Raw genomic sequence first — 14,435 nt, 5'->3', positions numbered from 1 at the left:
GTCTCGACGCCTTCGGCTACGACCTGTGCATCGCGCAAGCGGGCATAGCCGATGATGCTGCTGAGCATACCCTGACGGTTGTCCTCCTGATCGGCCCCGCGCACCAGCGAGGCGTCCAGCTTGATTAGGCCGGGCGACAGCGCGATCATCAAGGATTCGCAGTTGCCGGTTATGTCGCAGCCGTTTACCGCAATCATGCCCGCCCAATCCTTGACGAGCGCCGCCTTGCGCGCGACGTCCTCGGCCTCGCTCTCGTCCACTTCGAGCACGATCCGATCCAAATAGGGCGCGTACTGCCGCGCGAACTGATCGGCGTCCTCCTTAGACAGCGCCTGGCCCGTGATCGACGGGATGAGCGCGCGCTGTCCGGGCGCGATGTCGCCGCGCGCGGCCCGCTCGGCGAACGCGGCCATCGCGCCGAACCAGGTGATGCGCTCGAGTTGGTACAGCTTGCCTTGCGCCTGCGCCAGGCGCAACACATCCTTGCGCGTCTTGAACTCGCTGACCTGCGGGCGCATTTGAAGCTCATAACCATAGACCGATCCGTCCGCCGCCGACAGCACGGGCTGGAAGGCATATTTGACCAACGAGTAGTCGATCAGCTTGTTGAACGCCTCCATGCCGTATATCACCGAGGTATCGCTCAGATAATCGGCCTTGTCAAACTCGTTGAGCCGGCCCTTGCGGTTGTGCTTTACGTGGTACATGGCGTGATCGGCGTAGTGCAGCAGCTCCTGCCAGGTGTCGGCGTCGCGCTTGTACCAGGCGATGCCGCCCGAGACGCGGATGCCGTAATCGATGTTGCCCGGCAGGAAGAACGACTGGCGCTTGAGGTTGTTCCAACCCTTCCGGATCGCGGCACGGCCCTGCTCGATCGAGTCAAAGCCGTACAGCAAGGTATAGAATTCATCGCCCGAGCGCCGCGCCGAGACCGCGTTGCCCATGGCCATGGCGGAAAAATACGTCAGGCATTCGGACAGCGCGATGATGTAGCGGTCGCCGCACTCGTGGCCGTAGGTGTCGTTGACGTACTTGAGGTTGTCGAGGTCCCACATAATCAGCGCGGCGAACTTGAGGTCGCGCCCCGAGGTGAACAGCTCGCTGAGCTTCTGGTGGAACGCCCGGCGGTTATACAAATTGGTCAGCAAGTCGTAGTCGCGCTCGTACTCGATCTGTTGCTTGGCCAGCACGTCGCGCGTCACGTCGGACACCGCGCCCAGCGTCTTGCCGTTTTCCTTGAGCAGCGTAAGCCCCACCCAATGGGTGCCGCCGCGACCCGATTCGATCTTGTAGATCTGTTCGCGTGGATCCACCAGCCGCAGCGCGAGGCCGTCCATCAGCTGGTCAAACAGCGCGCGCGGGATGAAGCAGTCCGCGCCCGCCGGGCGGTCGGAATCGGGCAAGCCCATCACCTGGAACAGGTTGTCGCTCACAAACACCCGATCGGCGCCGTCGTCGTACTCGAACACGCCGATCGATGCCTTGGTCATCGAGAGGATCTTCGAAATTTTGGACGAGGATTCGGCCACCGACTCGCTCAGCGCCTCGATCGAGCCGGTCAGCTCGTCGATCTCCCTGATGCCCAGCTTCTTAAGCGCCAACGGCTGGTTGGGGTCGCTCTGCCTGAGGTCTTTCAGCACCGAGGTAATGGGGCTGGTGACCATGCGGCTGGCGATCGCCACGGCGACCAGCCCCATCACCAGCGCGAGGGCGGTGATGAAGAGCGCCGCCCGAAAAATCTGGGTAGAAAAGCTTAGGAGTTCGTCCCGCTCGACCACGGCAATCAGCGACCATTGCTCGCCGTGAAAGGGTGTGTTGATGTGGTAGAGGTTCAGATCCTGCACGCAGCCGAGCGTCTGCCCCAGATCGCCCGGCGCGCCCTCGAGCACGCGCGTGGGGCCATGGACGCCGTCGCCCAGCGTCAGCGCCTCGGGGCTGCCGAGCGCGCCCCACAGCGCGCCGACCGCGCCCACGCGCCGGTAGCGATCGCCGTCCCGGGTGACGCCCAGGTAATAGGCGTTGCGCGCGCCGGGCAGCGGCTCGCCGGTATTGAGCAGCGAGAGCAGGTAGGACTCGGTGATGTCCACGCCCAGCACGCCGATCACCTGCCCGCCGTCCAGGATCAGCGGAATGGAGTAACTGATGACGCGTATGTCCGCGGGGCCCAGCCGATGTCCGGGAGACCAATAGCCAAACAGATCGCTTTCCTTGCTGCCGTGCGCGCGCGCGGCGTTGAGCGGCGCGAAGAAGAAGCGCGCGTCGGGGTCGTCCTCGCCCGAGAAGCTGAACGCCGGCTGCCAGTAGGCATCAAAGGTCAGCTTGTGCAGCTTTGAGATGTCGGGCATGCCGCGCTCTACCATGATGTCGGTATTGTTGATCGAGTAGTTCGAGGGGTCCAGGTCGCGCAGGTAGTAGCCCGCGCGGGAGGAGCCGGTCGGATCGGACTTGAGCCCCGGCCCGTCCAGCACCACGAAGGCCCCGGTCACCATATTCTTGCGCAGCATGTACAAGAGGTCGGGCACCAGCCGCTTGACCAGCCGCGCATTGAACTCGGCGTCGCGGCCGATGTCGCTGACCGAAGCGCGCGACTCCGCCAATGCGCGCCGCAGCTTGCCGAGCACCGAAAGCTCGGTTTCGCGCACGTCCGACCACTTGCGCAGCATTTCGCTTTCGAGCGACTGCCGACGCCCGGCTGTGCGCTCGGTCAGCATGTCGTAGGCGAGGCGGTCCGCATGGGCGATCACATTGCCGCGCCAGAACAACACCATGTAGAGCAGCGATTGCAAAATCATGACCGCGAAAACCGGTACGAGCAAACGCGCAAGAATGGTTTCGTGCATCCTTTGCCTGCGTGCAGGTGTGGCGGGCGAAGGATCATCGGTCATGGGCGCACCTCTAAGGGATAATCGAATACCGCCGCATTCAACGCTTCGGAAAACGAGGCATACCAGGTGTCGAAATGCTCATCGCAGTCAAAGCGGGCGAGCGCCTGCTCGTAGGGGAGGCCGGTTGCCACCAGCCCGCGCACCTTGATCCGGTCGGCGTCGGCCTGCTGCTGCATGAAATCCGCAAGCACCGCGCGCGCGCGGCTGCCGCACCTGAATGCCTTGGTGGTGTAAAGCCGACTGTGCTGTACCGTGTCCGCGCCCACGTGCAGCGCTTCTTTCATGAGCGGCGATACGTCCAGATTCGATTGGGCGAGGAACCGGTCGAGCGCCTCGCGCGTGCTGGCCACGGCGGCCACCGGCAGGTAGCCGGTGCCCAGGCAGAAGCGCATGTTTTGTTCGGGCTGGGTGAACCAATTGAGAAACAGCGCAGCGGCGCGCTCGCGCGCCTCGGTGGACTTGACCACCGCCATGCCTGCGCCCTGCTGCACCGCGCAGGGCGCGCCGCCCTCGAACACGGGCAGCGGATATGCCGCCGCCTCGATCGGATAGGTCGAGGCGTCCGGGCGGGTGACCTCGCGGGGAAAGTAGAGCACGCCGCTCGTCGCGCCCACCAGCGCGATGATGTCGCCGGTCTTGGCGTCGTCGGAGCGGAAGCGCCCGATCGCTGCGTAGTGGCCGCTGATGTAGGGCACGTAGTAGCTGTCCCACAGCCGGCGGATCGTGGACTTGTTTAAGGTGAGCGCGACAGTACCCGCCTGCGCCTTGAGCAGCTCGTCGCCCAGTTGCAGCGCGCCGATAATCATGTGGTTGGCCAGCGCGTCGCGCCCGAAGAACGCCTTGCCGTCGTTGGGCGCCTCTGTCTTGGCGTCGGTCCATTCGTAGTAGGCGCGGGACAGCCTGCGTATGCCCTCCCAGGTCGCGAGTTCCGCATCGCTCGCATCGGTTTCGCGCGCGAACGCGTCCCAATCGGTCTTATTGAGCAGCAAGAGCTCGGTGGACTTGGAGACCGGCAGGATCATCAACAGACCGTCCTCGAACGCGCCCTCGGACAGATAGGCCGGTACGAAGCGCGCGAGGTCGTCCTCGCTCAGGTACTGCTTCAGGTCGACCGCCTGGCCGCGCCCGTAGATTTCGTAGGCGGTATCGGCGTAAGCCGCGAATATGTCGGGCACCTGCCCCGCGCCTACCTTGCAGTCGATCGCGTCGATCACCTTGCCGCTCAGTTCGTCCACCGTGCCCTGGCTATAGGCCTCGACGCTCACGCCGGCATCGTTGCCCGCGCCCGCGTTGAACTCGGCGACCAGTTCGTCGAACATCTGCTTCTGCGCGCCGTTATAGTAATGCCACAGCGTCAGCTTGACCGGAGGCGGGACCGGCTCGGCCGAGCAACCGGACAAAAAGACTATGGCGGCGACCGAGAAGCACAGCAAAGCCGGCCGGACGTGCCTGTAAGCAGCCATTCTATCCACTCCCGCAGCATTTCATCCATGACAAACAATTCCAGTATATTATACCAGATGATTATGCAGAATGCAATAATGATTTGCATCGAACTCATAGAAATCCAGGTTATCGCCGATTAAAGTACGCGTACGGCGGTGAGGGGAATTTCCGTCAGATCGCGCTTGCAAAAGCCCAAGGCGTAGCAACGCTACGTCGAGGATTTTGCGGGCGGGAAATGGCGGAAATGCAGCAGCCGCCACGCGCGGAATTTGATCGGCATATCGGCATATATGTAGTATAGCACAGTTTTTCGTGAATGTCTACTATCGGATACATTTGCGATTGATTTCTTCACTACACTTTCTTTGAGAGGGGGGCGTGATATATGCATTTTTCCAGTCGGGCGGTGGGCGAGGCCATTCGGAAGCAGCGCAAGGAAAAGGGCCTGTCGCAGGAGGTGCTGAGCGGGCTTTCAGGCATGGGGCGCTCTCATCTGGCCATGATCGAAACGGGGCGGAAGCGCGCGAACCTCGAAACCGTGTGGAGGATCGCGTGCGCGCTTGAAATGCGGCCCTCCCAACTGGTCGAACGGATCGAAGAAGAGGTGGGGCCCCGCGCGTCGGACCGAGCCTGACCGGAGTCGATAAAAGAAGGGCTGCAGCGCCGATGATATGCTACGGCCCTTTGCCTGTTTTATGCCAGCCGGAATCCGTGGGGATGCAAGAAGAACCCGGGGAGGCCGTCGAATGGCTCAATACAGAGAGATTCTCCGGCTGCGCGCTTTGGATAAACAGCTTTCCCTTCCCAATATCAGAATAGTTTCTGCAAAACGGCCTGAGCGCCTAATGAGACAAATACCACAGAGGTATCTATGCACACCCCTAAGAACATCGGTTTCCAACCAACACCTCGGACTTCCTGAACGCTTGTTTTCAATCCGATTGCGCTCAGCGCCATGACCATAAACAGTTTTGACAGGAAGGACACGCCCGCCACGACATTCGCGGGGACCAAGCCCGTGCTTTTTACCGCCACCATGCCCAGGAACATCAGGATGAACCACGGGAAGATGGATGTGACCCGGACCTTTTGGGAATTTTGCGCAGACTTGGCCTTGGTTCTGGCGTGAATGTAGGAGAAGGCCAGCACGACAGGAACAATGAAGAGCGTGCGCGTCAACTTCACAATGACGGCGAAGCTTCCCGCGATTTCCGAAAATCCATAGCCGGCGGCGACGACGGACGAGGTATCATTGACGGCCGTTCCGGCCCATAGCCCGTAGCTTGTATCGCTCAAGCCAAGCATGCGGCCAATCCACGGGAACGCAATCACCGTCAGCAGATCAAACATAAAGGTGGCGGATATCGCGTAAGCAATGTCCCGGTCATCCGCTTCAATGGCGGGACCGAGCGTGGCCACCGCCGTGCCGCCGCAAATGGCCGTGCTCGCCGAAAGCAAACTGGACAGCTTCCAATCGACCTTGAAGATCCGCCCCAAAATGTAGCCGCCGCCAAAGGCTGTTGCGAGGGTAACCGCCATGAGCAACAGGGCGTATTTGCCCACCATCAGCACTTGGGAAAAGCCCAGGGAGATGCCCATCAGGATGATCCCGAGCTTCAGAATTTTCGAGGATACAAATGTGACGCCCGCCGACATTTGCGGGATCTTTTCTAAAACCGGGTGCATCAGCATGCCCAAGACCAGCGCCAGCACGCTGGAGCCAATGATATCCCCCGGAATCAGGCGGCCCAGCCACAGGGAAAGTACGCCCAGTGCCAGCGTAAACAGGAAACCAACGCCGTATTGTTTGTATTTCGCCATCACAAAAAGATCCTTCCTCAATTGAATTCACCAAATCACGCTTGATTATAACCGCGCACAGGCATAAAATCAAATTATGATTATTTATGTTTCCATCACGTGAGTTTATGGAGTGATCGCCATGCTGGATTTCAGGCACGAAACATTTCTGGCACTTTGCCGGATCAGAAGCTATACCAAGACCGCCGAGGCGCTGCATTTGACCCAGCCCGCGGTGACGCAGCACATCAAGGCGCTCGAAGCTCACTACGGGAACCGCCTGTTTACGTATGCCGACAAGACGCTTACCCTCACAGCGCATGGGGAGTTGCTGTACAAATTTGCCGCCACGGTCGCTGCCGACCGGGACACGCTGGCTGAGATGCTGCGAAAGGAGGCCCTGTCCGCCCCTCCCTTGCGGTTTGGGGCGACGCTCAGCATCGGTCAATACATTATGCCGGACATCATGGAGCAGATTTTGCTGAAAAAGCCTGACACCCCGGTTTCCATGCTGGTGGAAAACACCCAGCATCTGCTGGACAAACTGGATCGCGGAGAAATTCAATTTGCGCTCATCGAAGGGCTTTTCGACAAAGCGGCATATCATTCCGAATTGTTTGCCATAGAGCCATTTGTCGCGGTATGCTCTGAGCAGTCGCCTCTTGCGGACCATCCGGTATCCTTTCAGCAACTCACCCGGGAGAGCTTGATTGTTCGGGAACAGGGTTCGGGAACGCGCGAGATTTTCGAGCATCTGCTGCAAAAGCATAACCTATCCATCACCAGCTTCCCAAGGATCATTGAAATAGGAAATATGGAAGCGATCAAACAACTGGTAAAAAGAGGGTTGGGCATTACCTTTCTGTACCAAGCCGCCGCCAGGACGGAGCTGAAGCAAGGCGACATGAAGCGGCTGAACATCGCCGATGGAGAAGCTCAGCATGAATTCAATTTTGTTTTCCTGAGAAACAGCCAACACGCTCCGGAGTACCTGGCGTGGTTTCACGAGTTCAGAGAGCATTACGATGGGGCCCATGACAGGAAGCCTTAGGTGGCCGCAGATCCATTCTGACGCTGCCCGGCGGGTGTTTTTGCGCCCGCTCGCGCCGCAAAACCTTCGATGCAGCACCGCCATGCCTTGGCTTTTGAAAGCGCGATCCGACGAAAACTCCCCGCGCCACCGCACGCGTGCTTTAATCAGCGCTTACCTGGATGCCGAGTTCCGAGCCGCGCCGGAAACTCCCCGTTCAGGCAGACGAAGGCTGGTAGAATTGTGCATTTCAGGCAGGATATGTGCGTTTTGCTTGACATTTGCTCGTGGCGCGTGGTAGGCTGAGTGACAAGCCGTCCGATGGGCTGAAACCTTGCCGGCGCCGCCCTTCGGTTGCCGCGCCGCCTGTCGAATTCTGGCGCGATCAGATTGCTTGTTTTTAGCGTCCCGAAGATTTCGTTCTGTTTCCGATGCCGATGTTGCGGGCAACTGGAGGAAACCATGCAAATCCTTTTGGATGACGACAAGGTGTGGACGGAGGGCTACAAACGCCTGCCCAGCGGTTTGCTGCGGATTCCATCGCTGTATATGATCGGGCATGCCAAGCATACCAAGGCATGGGATCCCCTCATAACCCACTATCACAAAACGCTGGAGATCGTGGTGCTGGTCAACGGGCACCAGCAGTATTTCCTCAACGGATCGCTCTATGCGCTCCAAGGCGGCAATATGTTCGTGACCTTCCCGAGGGAGGTGCACGGAAACGGAGACCTGCCGCAGAACGCCTGCGAGTTTATCTGGTTTCAGTTGGACATGGAGCCCGGCGCGAATTTTCTTGGCTTATTGGGCGATATGGGCGCAGACCTGTACCGGCGCATCGCCAACACCAAGATGCGTGTACACAAGGTAAGCACGCAGAGTATACGCTTGTTGCAGCGCGCCTGGGAATGCCTCAGCGCGCAAGACGAGGGGAAAAGGCTGCTGGGGTATACTTCGCTCATCAGCTTTCTCGTGGAGAGCTTTTCCATGCAGCCCGAGGGCACGGACAACCGCGCGATCACCCCCGATATCAAGCACGCGCTGGGTTTCATTCAGCGAAACCTGAGCGTGCACATCAGCGTCGTGGACATAGCCGATGCCTGCCAGTTGTCCGAGTCGCGCTTTAAGGCGAAGTTCAAGGAGCAGATGGGCATTACCCCTTTGCACTACGTCAATTCGCTGAAGATCGATCTGGCGAAAAAGATGCTCAAGGAAAGCGACATATGCATCACGGAGCTCGCCTTTATGCTGGATTTTGGCTCCAGCAATTACTTTACGTCCGTATTCAAGCAATACACGGGCTACGCGCCGCAGGACTTCCGCAGGGCGGAATTTCACATGGTCGAGGAGTAGCCAAGCGCGCGGCGACTCCGATTGCGACGCATTTCGAGCGGCTGGTTGATGCCAATTTCAACCACGGGCACATCCGTCAGGCGGCGCCTTTCCCCCTGCCGCGCCGAGCGGTACCGAACCGCCGGGCGGCGCGCGGAAACTTGACGGCGCCCGGCCCTTGGCAACGAGATGAAAGAATACGCGGGAAGGGCATTTGACACGGGTCATGAGGGGATGAAATATCGTACTTGATACTTTTTTGAATGAATTCAGGGTTCGAACTCATTACAATCAAAACAGCAAACAAGCGGCCAGCCTGCACGATCCGCGGGGGTTCGCTTGAGAAATGACATATAGAAAAGATGTATGTTCGATGAAGAAGGCTCTTGGCTTGGCGCTCGCATTGATGCTGGTACTTGGCATGTGCATTGGCGCGGGGGCCAGCGCGGAGGGCGCGCTCTCGGGCACGATCACCCTGGCCAGCAATGAGGACGCGGTGGATATCTGGAACCAGATCGCCGCCAGATTCCAGGCGAAGTATCCCGACGCGAAGCTGGAGGTCACGCCTTTTGTGGATTACACCGCGCTCAACCAGAACGTGATGGCTGCCCATCAGGCCGGTGACGATTTCGACCTGATTACCGTCAACCACGTGGATACGCTCACATTCATCAAGGGCGGCCTGTTGCTGCCCCTCAACGATCTGTTGAAGGCCAACGGCACGGACATCGATTCCATCATCATGGGCAAGCTGGAGGACATGGGCAAGCTTGGCGATGTGGCGTACACCGTGCCCATCGATACCGACACCCGCATCATGCTGGTGAACACCGACCTGTTCGCCAAGTACAACCTGGCTGTGCCCGCTACGATGGATGAAATGCTGTCGGCCGGCAAGGCAATCTCCGAGGCCAACAAGGGCGATTACGTATTCACGGATGAGATGTGCACCAACGGCGACTATTTCTCCACGTATGAGGCGGGCATCTTCCTGCAATCCTGCGGCGGGCAGCTGTACACCGTGGATGAAAACGGCAAGGCCACCGCGACCATCGATACGCCGGAAATGCGCCGGTACCTGACGTTTATCAGCGAACTTATCAAGTACATGCCCGAAGACTGCACCACCAATAACGACGCGCGTTCCGCTTTCCGGGAAGGCAATATCGGCATGTACACCTTCGGCCCGTGGGAATATAACGCCATGGATCTGTCACAGCTGTCCTTCGGCTATACGCTCACCAAGGTGCCCGCCGGCTCCGCCGGTTCCGTGTCCACCTCGGGCGGCTTCCAGCTGGGCATTGGCTCCGGCACCAAGAATCCCGAGCTGGCGTTCGCTTTCCTTAACTTCCTCATCAACGACCCGGAGTGCATGTCCCTGATCGGATCCACGGGTCTGCCCACCATCGAGAGCGCGTACAAGGCCGGCATGTTCGCCGACGACAAGTACAAGGTGTTCATGGAGCAGCTTGCCTCCTCCAACCTGCCGCAGAAGCCCGTCGCCAATCTGGGCGAAGTCGTGGCCGCCTTCACCGGCTATTGGAACGAGATGTGCGTGGGAAACCTCACCGTGGATCAGGTCGTCGCTCAGGCGCAGCCCGCCGTGCAGGCCTTGTTGGACGAGAATAACTGACCTACAATCCGTCGGAAAGGGCGGTCAGCCGCACAGCTGTCCGTCCTTTCCTTACCCCGGACAGGAACGGAGGATTGCCGTTGAACAGGACGCAGAAACTGTTGCCCTACGCGTTGGTGGTGCCGGGCATTGCGCTGCTTTGCGTATTGATGTTCTACCCCTTCCTGCGCAACGTGGCCTACGGCTTTACCAACTACAAGCTCGCCAATCCTGATTTCAGTTATGTGGGCTTTGCCAACTATGTCGAGGCCGTTTCCAGCAAGGAGTTTATCCAGACGCTGCTCACTACGCTTTTATGGGTGTCGCTCAACCTCGTATACATGGTACTGCTGGGCACGCTGGCCGCCATGCTGATGAACAGCAGGCAGATCAAAGGCGTTTTTCTCTTGGAACTCGTGCTGCTGCTGCCGTGGGTGCTGCCCGAGGCCGTCACCGGGTATACCTGGAAACTGCTGTTGAATTACAAAAGCGGTATCTATTATAAAATGCTCCTGTCCCTGTCGATTATCCCTGAAAAGTACGACATCTTCGCTCATGCCACATCGGCGATGCTCGCGTGCGTGTCGGCCAACGTGTGGCGTTCGTTCCCGTTGGTGGCACTCACGACGCTCGCCAAACTGCGTACGCTTCCCACCGAACAGGTGGAGGCGGGCGTATTGGACGGTGTAAACCGCCGCCAGTTGTTTTTCCATATCGAGTTGCCCCATATCCGCCCGGTGCTTTTGTCCGTCGGCACGCTGTGCTTTATCTGGACGTTCAACGCATTTGGCATCATCAGCGTCATGACCAACGGCGGGCCCGCCAAAGCGACGCAGGTGGTGTCCGTATTGATGCAGAAGGCCGCGTTTCAGTTCTTTGACTATTCCATGGCGTCCACCTACGCGATGCTGATACTGCTGATTCTGGTCACGGTGGTGCTGGTACTCAATGCGCTGCCGGCGCTGTTATCAAGGGCCGTGTCCGGCGGGAGGGAGAAGCGCCATGTGCTATAAAAGGGCCTCCAAACCCGGGCTCGCGTTGCGGTATGCCCTGTTTATCCTGGTGCTTCTCTTTACGGTGTTTCCCATCTACTGGATCGTATCCTGCTCCTTTCGGGAGACGGACGAGATTCAGCGCGTCACGATTTCCGTGCTCCAGAAGACATTCACCTCGGCCCATTATGTGGACGCGTTCACGAAGATCGGTCTATGGACGAGCCTGGGCAACAGCGCCGTCATCACGCTGGGCACGGTGCTCATCACCATACCCATCGGCCTGCTGGGAGGGTACGCTTTTTCCAGGCGGGCTTTCCGCGGCCGGCACTTCATGCATTCGCTGGTCATGCTTACGCAGTTCATTCCCGTGGTCGCCTACATCGTGCCCCTGTATCTGGTGATGAGCCGGCTTCGGCTGCTCAAGACGATCTACAGCCTGTTGATTACCTACCTGGCCACCGCCTATCCCATGGCGACGATCCTGCTGATCGGCTATGTGCAGGATGTGCCCGATTCGCTGGAAGAGGCCGCCCTCATCGACGGCTGCGGCCCCCTGCAGGCGATGCTGCGCATCGTGTTCCCGCTGGCCATCCCGGGCATCATTACCTCCGCGGTGTTTGTGTTCATCAGCATCTGGCAGGAGTATTTCATCGCCATGTCCTTTGTGAGCAAGGACTCGGCGCGCACCGTTTCCATGGCCATGAAGAAGTTTGTTTCGGCCCATGGAGCCGATTGGGGCGGCATCATGGCCGCCTCCGTGATTTCGACCATTCCGGTTGTAACGCTGTTTGTGCTTTTCCGTAAGAAGCTGACTGACAATCTGGCCGGCGGAATAAAAGGATAAGGAGCATCGACCATGAAGAGAATCGTTAACTGCACACAGTCGGCGCATCTGGATCTGTTTTGGATGGCACGGATGGACCGCTGCATGGACATGGGCGCGCAGATCATTGAAGACGCCGTCGTGGATCTGCTGGCCGACGCCGGGAAGTACTTTTTTGTGGAGACGGTGCGCTTTTTGGAATACTACCTGGATCGCCGCCCCGAACGGCTTCAGGACGTGCGGAACCTGATGCGGCGCGGCCAGTTGGAGGTGGGCGCGTGCTACACCGACAGGTTGGAAAACCATCACGACGGAGAATCGCTGGTGCGCAATGTGCTATATGGCAAGCGGGTGCTCAAGGCCCTTACGGGGATGGACAGCGGCATCGTCGCCCATCCGGATCTGCCGGGACTTGCGGAGCAGACGCCGCAGATTTACCGTCAGGCGGGGGTCAGGTACTATACGTTTGCGCGCGGATACTGCGACGGCGCGCGCTTCCGTTGGGCCGCGCCCAATGGGGAGTGGATGATCGCCTACAATTATCCCATCCACTATTCGTATTATGATTATGACCGGCTTTACGATCGCCTCGACGCCGTGGAGCGGGCCACCCAAAGCGACGCGCCGCTCATCAGCTTTTCGGCGGGCGATCTTGGGCCCTATGGCACATTCCAACGCCCCGGCCACCCGCGTGAAAAGAGCGCCGACATTCTGGCCGAATTCAACCGCCGCGACAAAGCGCGTGAATTCCGCTTCGCGGGCGTCGAGGAAACGCTTCGCGCCATGCCCGAGGACAACCTGCCCACCTATAGCGGCGAGTGCCCATGCAAATGGGGCACGTACGGTTCGGCAACCAATGTGACCTCCTTTCAGCAGGACAAGCGTCTGAGCGCGGCGCTCACCGATGCGGAAAAGCTGCTGGCGCTGCTCTCGCTCAACGGCATATGCGCGGATCAATTCACAATGCCGCATCCCTTCTGCCTTTTGGAGCGTCCGCACATGCTTCGAGACTATTACGACGCGAAAGTTCGCCCCCAGAACGCGCGGGAGTGGCTGGATTTCGCGTGGAGGCTGCAGCTGGTAACGCAGGATCACAACTACGGCGGCATCGATGGCGCCGCTTCCGCGTTCGACCGCATGGTGTATAAAAAGGTAGCGCTGGATGTCGCGGAGCGCCTGACGGCTCACGGCATGCACAAACTGTGCGGCGCAATTGACGTCGGCGCCGGCGTCGTGGCGCTGAACACGCTCAACTGGAAACGCGTGGGCCGTGTAAACCTAAGCGGCGAGGCGGGCGTATTTGATGCGGCCATCGGCGCGGACGGCGCCGTATACCCCATCGCACGCGACGCCCGGGGCTGCTATTTTGAACCGGAGTTGGACGCGCTCGCCTACGGGCACTTCCGCATTGAGGAACGGCCCGCGCCGGCCCAGACAGAGGATGGCATTTGGGAAACCGATCGCGACGTTACCCTGCAAAACCGCTATTACACCGCCGTATACGGCAAGGCGGAGGGCGGCCTTGTCCGGCTTGTGGACAGGGAAAGCGGGCTGAACCTGCTGGGCGAAACGCCGCTGGGGGTGTTTAGCCTGTATGCCGACCCCTCCAACGACGTGCATGAACTGAACCATCAAAAAACGCTGCTGGATACCACGCTCGGCAAGCCGCTTGCGGTTAAGTTCGGGCAGGACAGTTTGTGCGCATGGCTGCGCTGGACCGGCGAGGTCTGCAATTCAAAGGTTTGCGTAACCCTGCGGCTCAGCTCGGGGCGAAAGGCGTTTTCGATCGTGCCGGAGGTGTACTGGCCGGGCTGCGAACAAAGCCAGCTCAGACTTTCCTTCGGGCTGAACCCCGCGCTGGACGGGCTGTACTACGGCGTGCCCTACGGCATACAGCGCTTTGGCAACTACATGCCCGGCTCCGAGCCGACCAATCCGAGCGATGAAATCTCCATGGAGCTGTTCCGCGAATACCGCGAGGTGCAGGGCTGGTTTGCCGTGCAGGGCAAGGCGGGCGGCGTCAGTTTCGGGACGAACCATTCCTCCTTCGCGCTGCGCCCGGGCAACGATTTTGAGCTGGTACTCATTCGCGACGTGGTCAGCTGCGGCGACGTCGATGTGATGATGGACAACCACGGCCACCAGACCTTCGCGTTTGAAGGCACCTCGTTCGTCCATGACGATGTGACCGTAAACGACCTGTATTACCGCCGGGCGCTGGAACTGAGCCACCCCTTCCTGAGCATGGAGAAGAGCGATCAGGACATCGGCGCCATGAGCGCCACGGGCACGCTGCTCACCGCGCAGGGAGGCATCCTCTCCGTGCTGGCGGCGGATCAGGACGGCTGCACCGCGCGGGCGTACTCCGTGCGCCAGGCGCCCGAGAGACTCGCCTTTGCCCTGAACGGCCGGCCGCTGAGGCAAACCGTATGCGATATGCTGGGCAATCCGGCGGTGCAGGACGCCAAACTGCGCTACGGAGACATCCGTACGCTGGTTCTGGGGCGTTAAG

General features: G+C 59.6%; 10 protein-coding genes. 7 read left to right on the top strand and 3 right to left on the bottom strand.

What is annotated here, in order from left to right:
* A partial coding sequence (locus ACH6CV_RS15850) for a diguanylate cyclase domain-containing protein (RefSeq protein ID WP_456359190.1) occupies positions 1-2,840 on the bottom strand: 2,840 nt, incomplete at its 3' end.
* Between the two features lie 41 nt (positions 2,841-2,881).
* Positions 2,882-4,348 carry an extracellular solute-binding protein gene (locus tag ACH6CV_RS15845; protein WP_456359189.1) on the bottom strand — a complete coding sequence of 489 codons (1,467 nt, stop codon included), beginning with the start codon at positions 4,346-4,348 and terminating at the stop codon, positions 2,882-2,884.
* Between the two features lie 368 nt (positions 4,349-4,716).
* Here ACH6CV_RS15845 and ACH6CV_RS15840 point away from each other — a divergent pair, with 368 nt between their 5' ends.
* On the top strand, positions 4,717-4,965 hold the full coding sequence (locus tag ACH6CV_RS15840; protein ID WP_456359188.1) for a helix-turn-helix domain-containing protein: 249 nt from the start codon (positions 4,717-4,719) through the stop codon (positions 4,963-4,965).
* Between the two features lie 176 nt (positions 4,966-5,141).
* On the opposite strand, the gene ACH6CV_RS15835 is transcribed toward ACH6CV_RS15840, so the two are convergent.
* A complete protein-coding gene (locus tag ACH6CV_RS15835) occupies positions 5,142-6,152 on the bottom strand; it encodes a YeiH family protein (RefSeq protein ID WP_456359187.1) in 1,011 nt (336 codons plus the stop codon).
* 121 nt (positions 6,153-6,273) lie between these two features.
* On the opposite strand from ACH6CV_RS15835, the gene ACH6CV_RS15830 reads away from it, so the two are divergent.
* The 6 genes from ACH6CV_RS15830 (at position 6,274) to ACH6CV_RS15805 (ending at position 14,434) form a co-directional block, all read left to right on the top strand.
* Positions 6,274-7,182, top strand: a complete 909-nt coding sequence (locus tag ACH6CV_RS15830) for a LysR substrate-binding domain-containing protein (RefSeq protein WP_456359186.1) — start codon at positions 6,274-6,276, stop codon at positions 7,180-7,182.
* 441 nt (positions 7,183-7,623) lie between these two features.
* Positions 7,624-8,514, top strand: a complete 891-nt coding sequence (locus tag ACH6CV_RS15825; protein WP_456359185.1) for an AraC family transcriptional regulator — start codon at positions 7,624-7,626, stop codon at positions 8,512-8,514.
* A 352-nt stretch (positions 8,515-8,866) separates the two neighbouring features.
* Entirely contained in the window at positions 8,867-10,126 is a 1,260-nt protein-coding gene (locus ACH6CV_RS15820) for an ABC transporter substrate-binding protein (protein ID WP_456359184.1), read from the top strand.
* An 80-nt stretch (positions 10,127-10,206) separates the two neighbouring features.
* On the top strand, positions 10,207-11,118 hold the full coding sequence (locus tag ACH6CV_RS15815) for a carbohydrate ABC transporter permease (protein ID WP_456359183.1): 912 nt from the start codon (positions 10,207-10,209) through the stop codon (positions 11,116-11,118).
* A complete protein-coding gene (locus ACH6CV_RS15810) occupies positions 11,108-11,944 on the top strand; it encodes a carbohydrate ABC transporter permease (protein ID WP_456359182.1) in 837 nt (278 codons plus the stop codon). Before ACH6CV_RS15815 ends, ACH6CV_RS15810 begins: the two co-directional genes overlap by 11 nt.
* A gap of 12 nt (positions 11,945-11,956) precedes the next feature.
* Positions 11,957-14,434 carry a glycoside hydrolase family 38 N-terminal domain-containing protein gene (locus ACH6CV_RS15805; protein ID WP_456359181.1) on the top strand — a complete coding sequence of 826 codons (2,478 nt, stop codon included), beginning with the start codon at positions 11,957-11,959 and terminating at the stop codon, positions 14,432-14,434.
* The last annotated feature ends 1 nt before the right edge of the window (position 14,435 follow it).

The sequence above is a fragment of the Anaerozeibacter quisquiliarum genome (assembly GCF_051162045.1).
In the GTDB taxonomy this organism is placed as follows: domain Bacteria; phylum Bacillota; class Clostridia; order Christensenellales; family Aristaeellaceae; genus Anaerozeibacter; species Anaerozeibacter quisquiliarum.
Note: the sequence above shows the minus strand (reverse complement) of the source record. Positions and strands in the feature narration are given on the sequence as shown.